This is a genomic window from Rhizobium tibeticum (assembly GCF_900110205.1).
Taxonomy (GTDB): domain Bacteria; phylum Pseudomonadota; class Alphaproteobacteria; order Rhizobiales; family Rhizobiaceae; genus Rhizobium; species Rhizobium tibeticum.
The window spans coordinates 86,078-99,600 of sequence record NZ_FOCV01000020.1; the positions used below are offsets into that span (position 1 = coordinate 86,078).

Sequence of the window (13,523 nt, forward strand, 5' to 3'; positions counted from 1 at the left end):
CGCTCTCCAACAACTTTATCCGCAAGCCCCATCTCTAGGGAGTGAATGCACATGACTGTAAAGGTTGCCATCAACGGCTTCGGCCGCATCGGCCGCAACGTTCTCCGCGCTATCGTAGAATCGGGCCGCACCGACATCGAAGTCGTTGCCATCAACGACCTCGGCCCGGTCGAGACCAACGCCCATTTGCTGCGCTACGATTCTATCCACGGCAAGTTCCCGGCCGAGGTAAAGGTTGAGGGCGACACGATCACTGTCGGCGGCGGAAAGCCGATCAAGGTGACCGCGATCAAGGATCCGGCAACGCTGCCGCACAAGGAACTCGGCGTCGACATCGCGATGGAGTGCACCGGCATCTTCACCGCGCGCGACAAGGCTGCCGCCCACCTGACGGCCGGCGCAAAGCGCGTCATCGTTTCGGCTCCTGCCGACGGTGCCGACCTGACTGTCGTCTTCGGCGTCAATGATGACCAGTTGACCAAGGAACACCTGGTCATCTCCAACGCGTCGTGCACGACGAACTGCCTGGTTCCGGTCGTCAAGGTCCTCGACGACGCAGTCGGCATCGATCACGGCTTCATGACCACGATCCACTCCTACACCGGCGACCAGCCGACGCTTGACACGATGCACAAGGACCTTTACCGCGCCCGCGCTGCAGCCCTGTCGATGATCCCGACCTCGACCGGCGCCGCCAAGGCCGTCGGCCTCGTCCTGCCGCATCTTAAGGGCAAGCTCGATGGCACCTCGATCCGCGTTCCGACCCCGAACGTCTCGGTCGTTGACTTCAAGTTCGTCGCCAAGAAGGCCACGACCGTCGGCGAAATCAACGAAGCGATCAAGGCTGCCGCAAACGGCAAACTCAAGGGCATCCTCGGCTACACCGACGAGCCGCTCGTTTCCCGTGACTTCAACCACGACAGCCACTCATCGATCTTCGCAACTGATCAGACGAAGGTCATGGAAGGCAACTTCGTGCGTGTCCTGTCCTGGTACGACAACGAGTGGGGCTTCTCCAGCCGCATGTCCGACACCGCCGTTGCTTTCGCAAAGCTCATCTAATAGCATCGCGACATAAATCGTCGAAAGCGGCTCGGGTAACCGGGCCGCTTTTCTTTTGGCGCCAAACTGACTAGCGTCATAGCCACAAGACAATGCCGGATAAATGGCTGGCGGGTTCACCCATGAAAATTCTCATGACGATCATCGTTTTCCTCATGGTCGCGAGCGTGTTGAGCTTGAGCGTCGTTGGTGGGCGCAGTTCCAAGCAGATCGCCGAAGGGCAGCCGCTGATGGCTTCCACACGCGTCATGGGGCCTCGATAATCCGCGCCCCGAGAACGATAGGACTGGCGCGGCCCGACCGATCACCGTAGTGTCGATCGAAGACACGCGGCGCACAGGCGAGAGAGAGTTTGATGGACTACTTTACGATCGAGATCGGCGGACAAGCGATCGCAAGCTTTCGCTCCGAGAATGCCGACGATGCCAAGAATTTCTTCGAGGCTGAGGATTTCCGCGAGGACCTGACGGTCCTGCAGTCCCAAGGCAAGCCGGTTTGGGATGGGGTCGCTGCGCTCAACCTGCGCAAGGCAACCGCCGACGAAGCAAGCGAAGTCGAGCACGCCTACGAGTTCGACGACGATCCGGAGCGGACCATCGACGACGAGTTCGTCGTCTTCCTGATCCCGATTTCCGACATCGCCGATGGGGACGACGACGCCTGAGCGGTAGCGAGGAGATAAGCGAGCGCGCCCAAAGCGCCCCTGTGCTGAAGCCCGGCGCGGCTTTCCTTGAGGCCACGCACTGATTGCGGGGAAAAGCGCGAGAGCGCGGCTTCTGCCCTGCTATCGCCCGATTTGCTCATACACTCGATTCCTGCTCCTTCGTGAGCGCTCATCCGGCTTTGCCGTTCGGCACGCCAAAACAGCAGCATGAAGCCGCAAAACAGCACGGGTTAGACCGCAAGGCCTACCCATCCCGTTTGTTTTGCCGTTTACTTATGGCCGCTTGGGGTGACCACGAAAGGGCGACTTGAAATGGGCTGCGGGACCGGGGGCGGTCTGCATTGACTTGCGGGTAAGGGGATAGGCATGGAAGCGTTCTACATCGTCGTACTGGTCTCGACGACGCTCGTGCTCCTCGCCGCATTTTCCAGCCTGCTCGCCTTCCGCTTCGGCGCTCCCCTCCTCCTGCTCTTCCTGGCGATCGGCCTGCTTGCGGGCACGGACGGCCTCGGCATCGAGTTCACCAACAATTATCTCGCCTACATCCTCGGCTCCATCGCGCTGGCAGTCATCCTGTTCGATTCCGGCTTCGGAACGCCGGTGCAGGCCTTCAAGCTTGCAGCCGTACCCTCGCTGACGCTCGCCTCCGTTGGCGTCCTGATAACGGCCGCGCTCATTGGCGTCGCCGCCATGTGGATGCTGAACTTCACCTTTCTGGAAGGCCTGCTGCTCGGCTCCATCGTCGCCTCCACTGACGCGGCGGCAGTCTTCTTCCTGCTGCGCATCGGCGGCATCAATATTCGCGACAAGGTGCGCTCGACGCTCGAGGTGGAATCTGGAACCAACGATCCGATGGCGATCTTCCTGACCATCGCCCTCGTCGAGATTCTTGCCAGCGGCGAACGGTACCACGGCATCAACATCGGCATGCTTGCCATGTTCGTGCAGCAGATGGGCCTTGGCGTCATCCTCGGCCTGCTCGGCGGCATGATGATCGTTCTGATCGTGAGCAAGCTGGAGACGGATCGCGGCCTGACGCCGATCTTCGTGCTCGCTTTGGCGCTCCTTGTCTTCTCGGCGACCGGCGCGGTCGGGGGCAGCGGTTTCCTTGCCGTCTACGTTGCCGGCATCTACGCTGGCAATCGCAGGCTCCATGGTTATGCCGCCATCAAGCGCTTCCAGGACGGCATGACCTGGCTTGCCCAGATCATCATGTTCCTCGTCCTCGGCCTGCTGGCGACCCCGTCGCAGTTTCCGGCGATCGCCATCCCCGCCGTGCTGCTCGCCCTGTTCCTGATCTTCATCGCGCGCCCGCTCGCCATCTGGCTGTCGTTGCTGCCCTTCGACTATACGCAGCAGGAGATCGGCTTTGTTGCATGGGTCGGTCTGCGCGGCGCCGTGTCGATCCTGCTCGCCATCATGCCCATTCTCGGCGGCCTGGAGAATGGTCAGGTCTATTTCAATACCGCCTTCATCATCGTGCTCGTCTCGCTTCTGGTGCAGGGCTGGACGATCAAGCCGGTCGCCAAGAAGCTTGGACTCATCATCCCGCCACGGATGGGCGCCGTTGACAAGGTGGAAGTCGATCTGCCTGGCGCAGCAAACCACGAGCTTCTGTCCTACCGCGTCGTCAAGGACAGCCCGGTGCTGCGCGGCGAGCGCATCCCGCGCTGGGCAACGCCGTCGCTCGTCATCCGCGATGGCAAGTCGATGCGCTACCAATATGCCGGAAGGTTGCGTGAGAACGATCTTGTCTATCTCTTCGTTGTTCCTTCCTATTCGCGGCTTCTCGACAAGCTCTTTGCCAGCCGTGCACCGGTCGAGGAGGACGATGCCGATTTCTTCGGCGCCTTCGCGCTGTCTCCGGCCCGGCCGGCCGCCGATCTCGACGCTGCCTATGGCCCCGGCCTGCTGAACGAATCCGAGAAGGGCCTGACCATCGCCGAGCTGATGAAACACCGCCTGGGCGGCAAAGCCGACTATGCCGACCGGGTGCGCCTCGGTTCCATCATCCTCATCGTGCGCGACCTCGACGACCAGGATCACATCACCTCGGTCGGCATGTCGCTCGAGGCCCTCGAGCCTGCCACGGCCCTGCCGATCTTCCTCAATCTGCACGATATCATCGAGCGCATCCGCGACCGTTTCAAAGGCCGCAGAAACCGCGAAGCAGCCGCCAGTGCGGCATCCGGCAAGGGCGATGAAAACCCGCAATGACCGCCTTGCGTCTGCGGTCATCCTTGCTATGGTCCCCGCATCTTTGGGCAATAACGAACGGACTTTTCCATGCCTTCCTTCAAGACCCTCGACGACCTCAACGACATTGCCGGCAAGCGCGTCCTCGTTCGCGTTGACCTCAACGTTCCGGTCAAAGACGGCAAAGTGACCGACATCACGCGTATCGAGCGCGTTGCTCCGACGATCATCGAGCTGTCGAAGAAAGGTGCCAAGGTCATCTTGCTGGCACACTTCGGCCGCCCTAAGGACGGTCCGTCTCCGGACCTCTCGCTGTCGCTGATCGCTCCGTCTGTCGAGGAGGTGCTTGACCGCCCGGTCGCGACGGCGAGCGACGTCATCGGCGATGCCGCAACCGCTGCGGTTGCATCGATGAAAGACGGCGACATCCTGCTTCTCGAAAACACCCGCTTCCACAAGGGCGAAGAAAAGAACGACCCGGACTTCGTCAAGGCGCTTGCGGCAAATGGCGATATCTACGTCAACGATGCGTTCTCCGCTGCCCACCGCGCGCATGCCTCGACGGAAGGCCTCGCGCACCATCTTCCTGCGCATGCCGGCCGCACCATGCAGGCCGAGCTCGAGGCGCTGGAAAGCGGCCTTGGCAATCCGGCCCGACCGGTCGTGGCCATTGTCGGCGGCGCCAAGGTGTCAACCAAGATCGATCTCTTGATGAACCTCGTGAAGAAGGTCGATGCGCTGGTGATCGGCGGCGGCATGGCGAACACCTTCATCGCCGCGCGTGGCACGAATGTCGGCAAGTCGCTCTGCGAGCATGATCTTGCAGAGACCGCAAAGCAGATCATGATCGAAGCGGCCACGGCCGGCTGCGCCATCATTCTTCCCGAGGACGGCGTCGTTGCCCGCGAATTCAAGGCGAACGCAACCAACGAGATCGTCGCGATCGACGCTATTCCGGCCGATGCCATGGTCCTCGACGTGGGCCCGAAATCGATCGAGGCGGTTAAAGCATGGATCGAGCGCGCCCAGACACTGGTCTGGAACGGACCGCTCGGCGCATTCGAGATCGAACCGTTCGACAAGGCGACGGTCGCCGCAGCAAGATATGCGGCCGAGCGCACCAGGGCCGGCAAGCTCGTCTCGGTTGCCGGCGGTGGCGACACGGTCTCGGCCCTGAACCACGCCGGCGTTGCCGACGATTTCAGCTATGTGTCGACTGCAGGCGGCGCCTTCCTCGAATGGATGGAGGGCAAAGCACTTCCTGGCGTTGCCGTCCTGGCCAAAGCGTAATACTCAGCACAAACGGATTTAACAAATTTTACATGTAGATAGACCGCGGCGCGAAAGCTCCGCGGTCTTTTGCTCACCGCGAGTACAAAAGTTCAAACTTTCAAACGATTAAAAAAAATTCAAACGTTTCAATCAATTTTGCTGCCGTTTTCCCACCCATAAACTTCTGTTATCCGCGACCTATATTCACCGATTGACGATTTTTCTTGCTGTGGAGAAGGCGATATGAGCGAACGTTTGGAAGACATTGCCGTGCGTATGGTAGCTGGTGGCCGCGGGCTGCTTGCAGCGGATGAATCGACAGGCACGATCGGTAAGCGGTTCGACACGATCGGACTTCAATCGACGGAGACGAGCCGCCGCGACTACCGCGAAATGCTGTTGCGCACGGAAGACGCGATGCGTCAGTATATTTCCGGCGTGATCCTCTACGAGGAGACCCTCCACCAGAAGGCGGCAGACGGCACGCCGTTCGTCGACATCATCCGCGCGGCCGACAGCATTCCGGGCATCAAGGTCGATATCGGCGCGAAGCCGATGGCAGCCTATCCCGGCGAAACCATCACCGAAGGCCTCGACGGGCTGGCAGAGCGGCTGGCGAAGTACTATGAAGCCGGCGCCCGCTTCGCCAAGTGGCGCGGTGTCATCGCAATCTCTCCCAGCCTCCCGACATGGGGCTCCATGAAGGCCAATGCGCATGCGCTCGCCCGCTATGCCGCGCTGTGCCAGCAAGCCAACATCGTTCCGATCGTCGAGCCTGAGTGCCTGATGGATGGCAAGCCGGGTGACCACAACATCGATCGCTGCGCCGAGGTCACGGAATGGACGCTGCGCACGGTCTTCGAAGAACTGGCTGATGCCCGCGTCAGCCTCGAGGGCATGATCTTGAAGCCGAACATGGTCATCGATGGCAAGAACGCCCGCAAGGCGTCGGTGGCCGAAGTCGCCGAGCGCACGGTCGAAGTGCTGAAGCGCACCGTCCCGTCCGCCGTTCCGGGCATCGCCTTTCTCTCCGGCGGCCAGTCCAGCGAAGAAGCGACGGCGCATCTTTCCGCGATCAACTCCGGCTACGACCTACCATGGGCCGTCACCTTCTCCTACGGCCGCGCCCTGCAGGATACGGCGCTCAAGGCCTGGGGCGGCAAGCCGGAAAACGTCGCCGCCGGCCAGCGCGCCTTTGCCCATCGCGCCGAGATGAACAGCCTCGCCGCCAAGGGCAGCTGGAAGAAGGACCTCGAGCAGGCCGCGTAGGCCTCTTCTCGACTGACGAAACGGAGAAACCGGTCGCAGGCGACCGGTTTTTCCATTGTAACGGCGACAAGTTTTCCGCTTCTTCAGCCGGCCGATCGCCGGTAGAGATCATGGCATCAGCCAGTTCCGGAACCGCCATGAAAACCGTTGCTTTCACGACCGTCGATGTCTTCACCTCCGCTCGCTTCGAGGGCAACCCGCTGGCTGTGATGACGGACGCGCGTGGGCTGACCGATACGGACATGCAGAACATCGCCGCCGAGTTCGGCTATTCGGAAGTTACCTTCGTCCTGCCGCCGGAAGATCCGGCAAATACCGCCCGCATCCGCATCTTCACGCCGACGATGGAAGTGCCCTTTGCCGGACATCCGAACGTCGGAACCGCCTATGTGCTCGGGCAACAGGCGCATGTCTTCGGGCGGCCAGTCGGCGACCGCCTGCGCTTCGAGGAGAAGGCCGGCCTCGTCGAAGTCGATTTGAAGCGCAACGGCAATGAGGTGCTGTCGGCGACCATTCGGGCGCCGAAGCCGCTCGCCATCGGCGACACCGTCTCTGAGCAGATTGTTGCCCGCTGCATCGCGATCGAACCGCAGGATATCCGCGTGGCGAAGCATTCGCCGGTTGTTGCATCGGTGGGGCTGAGTTTCGTCGTTGCCGAGCTTACCGATCTTGCCGCCCTTGGCCGCGCCCGCCCGAACCTTGCATACTTTCAGGACGCTGCCGCCCCGACCGCCGAAGGCAACCACGACTTCTCGCTGTTCGTCTACCTCCGCTCCGGGCAAAACCCATGGACGATCCGCGCACGGATGTTTGCGCCGCTCGACAACGTGCCGGAAGATCCGGCGACCGGCAGTGCCTCGGCGGCACTCGGCGCCTATCTCGTTTGGCTAGAGCCGGATGCGAACATGAGCGTTTCGCTGACCATAGAGCAAGGCGTCGAGATGGGACGCCGCAGCATCATCACAATTGACGTGGTCAAGAAGGACGGCATCGTCACCGACGTGACGATTTCGGGCAGCTGCGCGCCTGTCATGCGCGGCGAAATCGCGTATTAGACGAAGACGTCGCGCCCGATCAGCGCCACCGCCCAGATCGCAAAGGCGATCAGCGCGATCTTCCAGAAATCCATGCGTCGCTGCAGCCCGGGAACACCCAGCGGCTTAATCAGCTGAATCGCCATCGCCAGGATGAGCAGCAGAGCAATCAGCTTCGTCATGTCTTTATTTTTCCATCTCTTATGAATGTCACAGGACGGACATTTTTTCGCGTCACGACTGCATTTATTCATGCCGTAAAGGCATTTGGGGGCACAATCAATCATCTCGAGGCTGGGCGACACCGTGTGTTGCCATGTGACCTTTGACATTCAACGCGTAGAGTCTGGCTATATGAAAAGAAATCTGCTGTCCGTCGCCTCGCTTCTCTTCGGAACACTCTTTCTGTTCATGGGCAACGGGTTGCAGGGCATCCTGCTTCCGATGCGCGGCAATCTGGAAGGCTACGCAACAACCACCCTCGGCCTGCTCGGCACCTCCTGGGCCGCTGGCTTCGTCATCGGCTGCCTCGTCGCACCGAAACTTGTGCGCCGTGTCGGCCACGTGCGGGCCTTCTCCGGCTTCATTGCCATCATCGCAATCATCGCGCTTGTCAGCGGTATCATCATCCACCCGGTCTGGTGGGTGCTGTTGCGAGCCGTCACCGGCTTTGCGACCGCCGGCACTTCGATGATCATCGAGAGCTGGCTGAATGAGCGCGCTACCAATGAGAGCCGCGGCGCGATCTTCTCGCTCTATATTGCGATTACGCTCTTCGGCGTCGTGGCGGGCCAGATGATGATCCCGCTGGAGGATGTGCGCACGCCCGTCCTGTTCATGATCTGCGGCATCTTCTACTGCATCGCGATGCTTCCGACGACGCTCTCGACCGCAGCCTCGCCGCAGCCGCTGAAGGCCGTCAAGCTCGATCTGCCGGCCCTTTACCGCAACTCCCCCGTATCCTGCCTTGGCATTCTCCTCGTCGGCATCGCCAACGGCGCCTATGGTACGCTCGGTGCAGTCTTCGGCGCGGGCTCCGGCCTTTCCGACACCAGCATTGCCATCATGATGAGCGCCACCATTTTCGCCGGCGCCCTGATGCAACTGCCGGCAGGTCGCCTTTCTGATCGCATCGACCGCCGCCACGTGCTCGCGGCGATGTCCGCGATTGCTGCTATTGCCGGCCTGCTGCTGGCGATCCTGCAGCCCTCCTCGCCCTACTTCATCATCGGCCTTGTCGTGCTCTACGGCGCCGTTGCAAACACGCTCTATCCAATCGCGGTCGCACACGCCAACGACTATGCCTCCGCCGAGGACTTCGTGAAGGTATCCGGCGGACTGCTCCTCCTCTACGGCATCGGCACCATCATCGGCCCGACCATCGGCGGCCCAGTCATGTCGATGATCAGCCCGCACGCCCTCTTCCTGGTGACGGCGCTCGCCCATGTGCTGATCACCGCCTACGCCATCATTCGCAGCCGCATGCGCGCCGCCGTTCCGGTCGGCGACCGCGATGCCTTTACGACCATTCCGACGGCCACGTCGCAAACGCTGACACCCGAAAGTATGTCGCTTGCGGACCGCGGAACCGGCAAGACTCCCGAAACTGGCGATCCTGCCCTAAAATATAGCTGAGGCAAAAAGGGAGGACTCCATATGAGCTTCATCGACGACGACCGGCCGCAGAAGAAGGTTGCGCACGAGATCGGTGCCGACCTCTCCACCTTATCGGTCGACGAGTTGCGAGCGCGCGTCGCGCTGCTCAAAGCCGAGATCGTGAGAATCGAAGCAGAGGCCGCCAGCAAGACATCGACAAGATCAGCGGCGGAAAGCCTCTTCCGCTCGTAATTCGCGAGCGAGGTATTACAGCAAACCAGCGCTCGAAAAGTGTTAATCCGGGACAGGTTTAAGCGGCCATTAAGCTTTATAAGGTATTACTGTACTCATCCAGATCTTCTCTGGATCTCAGACAGTTTTCCATGCGGTGAATTGGTCTGATTTTTCTCCCTGTTTTACCTTGAGAGCCGCTTTTGCGGCTCTTCTTTTTTATTGCGCTGGGGACCATTTCCATGAAACTGTGGAAGTTAACCCTTTCTTAAGAAACGCCTTGCGCAATTCCGCTAAAGCTACCATCTTAAAAGCATAAAGAACGGCCGGAGAGACCTTTTCCCTTCGGCGGGCGTTACCTGACCATAAGTAGATGCGTGCAACAGGGACTGTTTAAATGTCAGAGCTTGGATTGAACACAATCAGTTTTGCAGGTCGCGCTGCCGCATCCTCGCAGTTCAAGGCGCTGTATTCGGAAGGCATGTCGCTGGTCGAAGAAACCGCCGCCTATCTCGACGGCCAGGGTCGCACAGCCTCCAAGGTTCTGCCGCGCATGGCGTCCGTTCTCTATGCGGCAGAGTCGATGCGCCTGACCACCCGCCTCATGCAGATGGCCTCCTGGCTGCTGCTGCAGCGCGCCGTTAACAACGGCGAGATGTCGCGCGATCAGGTTCTGGCCGAGAAGAACAAGGTTCGCCTCGACGGCTTTAACGTCGATCGCAACGCACCGGGCTGGGGCGATCTGCCGGAATCCTTCCGCCATCTGATCGAACGCTCGTTGCGCCTGCAGAACCGCGTCGCCCTGCTCGATCGCGAAATCTATCGCCCGGCCGAGGCACCGATCGTTCCCGATAACCAGAACAGCGTCCAGGCTCAGCTCAGCCTGCTGCAGACGGCCTTCGGCAACACCTGAGCCGCCTCAAGCTGAATTCACGAAACCGGCTGCGTCCTGCGCGGCCGGTTTTTCGTTGTGTGCCCAACAGAAAGCAACGCCAGGGCATGCGCTCAAAAACAAAGAGCCCCGCCGAAGCGGGGCTCTTTCAAATTCCACCAAGTGGCAACGATTAGAGGCCGAGGCCGCCGAAACGCTTGTTGAACTTGGAAACGCGGCCGCCACGGTCCATGAGCTGCTGGTTGCCACCAGTCCATGCCGGATGCGACTTGGAGTCGATTTCGAGGTTCATGACCGCGCCTTCAGAGCCCCAGGTCGAACGGGTCTCGTATTCGGTGCCGTCGGTCATGACTACCTTGATCGTGTGATAGTCGGGATGGATATCTGCCTTCATAACAATCTTCCTGCCATGCAACGTCCAATTTGACGCATCATCATTGCGACAAGAGGACCGATTGAATAAATGAAGCCGCAGACGCAAGGGCCACGGCTTCCCATTAGGATGGGCTGCCTATACATGAAGGCCGGCAGGATAACAAGAGCCATCAGCCGCGGATGAGCGGTGTCGAAGGCGATCGGAGACGAATTGGCATACGCAGGGCAAGCAGGGGAAAAAAAGTCGGGATCGCTGAAGCCGCTTGGCCGGCTGACCCCCTATGTCGTGCGCTATCGCGGCATGGTCGCCGGTGCCCTCGCGTCGCTTGCGCTTGCCGCCGTCACCTCGCTCGCGCTGCCGCTCGCCGTACGCCGCATGATCGACCATGGCTTCACGCAGGCCGACGGCAGCTTCATCAACAGCTATTTTCTGATGCTGATGATCATGGCGATCGTGCTCGCCGTCGCGAGCGCCCTTCGCTACTACTTCGTCATTACGCTCGGCGAGCGTGTGGTCTCCGATCTTCGCCGTGATGTCTTCAGCCATGTGACGCGGCTGTCGCCGTCCTTTTTCGATGTCAACCAATCGGGCGAGATCGTCTCACGCCTGACGGCGGACACGACACAGATAAAGTCAGCGGTCGGCGCGACCGCTTCCGTTGCCTTGCGCAACCTTATTCTCTGCCTCGGCGCGATGGGCATGATGATCGTGACGTCGCCAAAGCTGTCCAGCCTTGTGATCGGGGCGATTCCGTTGATCGTCTTTCCGCTGGTTGGCTTCGGTCGTTCGGTGCGGAAGCGCTCGCGCTCCGCCCAGGACACTCTGGCGGACGCCTCCGCCTTCGCCAACGAAACGATCGCCGCCAGCCGCACCGTCCAGGCCTTCGGCGGAGAGGACGCCGCTGCCACCCGGTATGGGACCGCTGTCGAAACGGCATACGATGCCGCCCGCGCGGCCATACGCTCGCGCGCCCTGCTGACAGGCATCGCCATTACCCTTATTTTCGGTAGCGTCGTCGCCGTTCTCTGGGTCGGAGCTCACAACGTCCTGGCGGGCACGCTTTCGCCCGGCACGCTCGGCCAGTTCCTTCTCTACTCCGTCATCGCCGCCGGCTCGCTCGGCGCGCTTTCCGAAGTCTGGGGCGAACTTTCGCAAGCTGCGGGTGCGGCAGACCGGCTCACCGAACTGCTCGATGAAGTCTCGCCGATTGCCGCGCCCATGGTGCCTGCTGCTCTGCCTGCTCCGGCGCATGGACGTGTCCAGTTTACGGACGTGCATTTTGCCTATCCGTCGCGCCCGGAGAGATCCGCCCTCCATGGCCTGAGCTTCAAGGTAGCCCCCGGAGAGACCGTCGCGATCGTTGGTCCCTCCGGTGCCGGCAAGAGCACCGTCTTCTCGCTCCTGCTCCGCTTCTATGATCCGCAACAGGGTGCGGTAAAAATCGACGACGCCGATGCCCGCAGCACTGATCCCGACGCGTTGCGCAAACGCCTCGCGATCGTGCCGCAGGATGTGACGATCTTTGCTGCCTCCATTCACGACAACATCGCCTTCGGCCGCCCAGAGGCGAGCCGTGAAGAGGTGCGTGCCGCCGCGATCGCTGCACAGGCCGACGAATTCATTGCCCGCTTGGAAAAGGGATACGACACGGAGGTCGGCGAGCGCGGCATCACGCTCTCGGGTGGTCAACGCCAGCGTATCGCCATCGCCCGTGCCATCCTGAAGGACGCGCCGATCTTGCTGCTCGACGAGGCAACCTCGGCACTGGACGCCGAAAGCGAAACCCTTGTGCAGAAAGCCCTCGACGGCCTCATGACCGGCCGCACGACCCTTGTCATTGCCCATCGCCTCGCGACCGTGCTGAAGGCTGATCGGATCCTCGTCATGGATCAGGGTCGCGTCGTCGAAGAGGGAACGCATCAGACCCTTATTCGAGACGGCGGCATATACGCCAAGCTGGCCAAGCTGCAGTTCGAAACAGGTGCCGGAGACTTTCTCGCCACAGCAAAGTGATCGTCCGATTGCACGTTCCTTCCCATCGCCAGCCTCCGGCGGTGGCATCGACATGCAATCATTCAGCGTATACTTAAATAATACACGCAACAATTACAATCAGCTTATAGACGGATTAACGTTGCCGCGCCGTGAGGAAGGCTCTCGTGACCTCGATAGATTTACGCCGATATGTTGACCGTACTCGTCGCCGCGGCCGTCGTCATATCGATGCTGCTGTGCTGTCGCTCGCTCCGCGAGGCCCGGGATTGGTCGCTCACCGACGGTGGTCAGAAGAAGTCGAATTGACGAAGACCGACCCGGCCGGAAACCCCATCGCTGCCACAGGCATCCCCCTCGCAGCAGCGCAACTCCCCGATGATAAAGGCGAGTTCGAGCCGTTTCATCGCCCGTGTCGGAACCGTCGCGATATTGATGCTCTCTGTCGGCTTCGGCCTTGCCGGGCTTTGCCAGCGTCAACGAGATCCCCAATATGAAAATTCGAACTTCTTTCATTCCGGCCTGGTGCTCCTCGCGCCGTGCCTGATCAACAAGTTCTCGTCGGTCTTGTCGATTTTCAAACCGCAGTGCGGCGCATTTCCGGCACGAAATCAGCTCGTCGCGCCGGTTGCAAAGCACGCAAATATCCCGATGGAATAGTTGCGTTTTTTGTTCTAGGCTGCGCCTGCAGATAGGACATCATCCTGATTCCGGGAGAAAATCGATGTATAAGTTCGAAGTTTACAAGGACAAGGCTGGCGAGTTCCGTTTCCGTTTCAAGGCGCCGAACGGCGAATCCATGTTCGGCTCCGAAGGCTATAAGGCTAAGGCATCGGCGCTGAGCGCCATCGAATCCATCAAGAAGAATTCTCCCGGCGCAGAAGTCGTCGACACGACGAAGGCTGAGGCCTGATCAAATCAGGCGGCGCCAAAAACGCC

The 13,523-nt window shown here is 60.6% G+C and carries 15 protein-coding genes; 12 read left to right on the top strand and 3 right to left on the bottom strand.

The window, feature by feature from the left end; all coding sequences use genetic code 11:
- The first annotated feature begins 51 nt into the window (after positions 1-51).
- Entirely contained in the window at positions 52-1,062 is a 1,011-nt protein-coding gene (gap, locus tag BSG20_RS21255) for a type I glyceraldehyde-3-phosphate dehydrogenase (RefSeq protein WP_024315382.1), read from the top strand.
- A 76-nt stretch (positions 1,063-1,138) separates the two neighbouring features.
- On the opposite strand, the gene BSG20_RS36570 is transcribed toward gap, so the two are convergent.
- On the bottom strand, positions 1,139-1,312 hold the full coding sequence (locus BSG20_RS36570) for a hypothetical protein (RefSeq protein ID WP_167371581.1): 174 nt from the start codon (positions 1,310-1,312) through the stop codon (positions 1,139-1,141).
- A gap of 105 nt (positions 1,313-1,417) precedes the next feature.
- On the opposite strand from BSG20_RS36570, the gene BSG20_RS21260 reads away from it, so the two are divergent.
- The 5 genes from BSG20_RS21260 to BSG20_RS21280 all read left to right on the top strand — a co-directional run bounded on the left by BSG20_RS21260 (position 1,418) and on the right by BSG20_RS21280 (position 7,518).
- Positions 1,418-1,726 carry a hypothetical protein gene (locus tag BSG20_RS21260; RefSeq protein ID WP_072378069.1) on the top strand — a complete coding sequence of 103 codons (309 nt, stop codon included), beginning with the start codon at positions 1,418-1,420 and terminating at the stop codon, positions 1,724-1,726.
- A 366-nt stretch (positions 1,727-2,092) separates the two neighbouring features.
- Positions 2,093-3,943, top strand: a complete 1,851-nt coding sequence (locus tag BSG20_RS21265) for a potassium/proton antiporter (protein ID WP_072378068.1) — start codon at positions 2,093-2,095, stop codon at positions 3,941-3,943.
- A gap of 69 nt (positions 3,944-4,012) precedes the next feature.
- A complete protein-coding gene (locus BSG20_RS21270) occupies positions 4,013-5,212 on the top strand; it encodes a phosphoglycerate kinase (protein ID WP_072378067.1) in 1,200 nt (399 codons plus the stop codon).
- 225 nt (positions 5,213-5,437) lie between these two features.
- Positions 5,438-6,463, top strand: coding sequence for a class I fructose-bisphosphate aldolase (locus BSG20_RS21275; RefSeq protein ID WP_072378066.1), 1,026 nt, complete (start codon positions 5,438-5,440; stop codon positions 6,461-6,463).
- A 137-nt stretch (positions 6,464-6,600) separates the two neighbouring features.
- Positions 6,601-7,518 carry a PhzF family phenazine biosynthesis protein gene (locus tag BSG20_RS21280; RefSeq protein ID WP_072378065.1) on the top strand — a complete coding sequence of 306 codons (918 nt, stop codon included), beginning with the start codon at positions 6,601-6,603 and terminating at the stop codon, positions 7,516-7,518.
- Here the strand turns inward: BSG20_RS21280 and BSG20_RS36575 are convergent.
- A complete protein-coding gene (locus BSG20_RS36575; protein ID WP_093041322.1) occupies positions 7,515-7,679 on the bottom strand; it encodes a hypothetical protein in 165 nt (54 codons plus the stop codon). The two genes, BSG20_RS21280 and BSG20_RS36575, sit on opposite strands and share 4 nt — an antisense overlap.
- Positions 7,680-7,851: 172 nt before the next feature.
- Between BSG20_RS36575 and BSG20_RS21290 the strand changes: the two genes are divergently transcribed.
- The 3 genes from BSG20_RS21290 to rcdA all read left to right on the top strand — a co-directional run bounded on the left by BSG20_RS21290 (position 7,852) and on the right by rcdA (position 10,237).
- Positions 7,852-9,132 carry an MFS transporter gene (locus tag BSG20_RS21290; protein WP_072378063.1) on the top strand — a complete coding sequence of 427 codons (1,281 nt, stop codon included), beginning with the start codon at positions 7,852-7,854 and terminating at the stop codon, positions 9,130-9,132.
- A 21-nt stretch (positions 9,133-9,153) separates the two neighbouring features.
- Positions 9,154-9,345, top strand: coding sequence for a DUF1192 domain-containing protein (locus BSG20_RS21295; RefSeq protein ID WP_072378061.1), 192 nt, complete (start codon positions 9,154-9,156; stop codon positions 9,343-9,345).
- A 376-nt stretch (positions 9,346-9,721) separates the two neighbouring features.
- On the top strand, positions 9,722-10,237 hold the full coding sequence (rcdA, locus tag BSG20_RS21300; protein ID WP_072378058.1) for a protease adaptor protein RcdA: 516 nt from the start codon (positions 9,722-9,724) through the stop codon (positions 10,235-10,237).
- A 151-nt stretch (positions 10,238-10,388) separates the two neighbouring features.
- Here rcdA and rpmE read toward each other — a convergent pair whose 3' ends face one another.
- Positions 10,389-10,610, bottom strand: coding sequence for a 50S ribosomal protein L31 (gene rpmE, locus BSG20_RS21305; RefSeq protein ID WP_007527409.1), 222 nt, complete (start codon positions 10,608-10,610; stop codon positions 10,389-10,391).
- Between the two features lie 192 nt (positions 10,611-10,802).
- On the opposite strand from rpmE, the gene BSG20_RS21310 reads away from it, so the two are divergent.
- The 3 genes from BSG20_RS21310 to BSG20_RS21320 all read left to right on the top strand — a co-directional run bounded on the left by BSG20_RS21310 (position 10,803) and on the right by BSG20_RS21320 (position 13,497).
- Positions 10,803-12,605: an ABC transporter transmembrane domain-containing protein gene (locus tag BSG20_RS21310; RefSeq protein ID WP_072378167.1), complete on the top strand. Its 1,803-nt coding sequence runs from the start codon at positions 10,803-10,805 to the stop codon at positions 12,603-12,605.
- 357 nt (positions 12,606-12,962) lie between these two features.
- Entirely contained in the window at positions 12,963-13,244 is a 282-nt protein-coding gene (locus BSG20_RS21315; RefSeq protein ID WP_072378056.1) for a hypothetical protein, read from the top strand.
- A gap of 64 nt (positions 13,245-13,308) precedes the next feature.
- Positions 13,309-13,497, top strand: coding sequence for a YegP family protein (locus BSG20_RS21320; RefSeq protein ID WP_007527415.1), 189 nt, complete (start codon positions 13,309-13,311; stop codon positions 13,495-13,497).
- Positions 13,498-13,523: the final 26 nt, after the last annotated feature.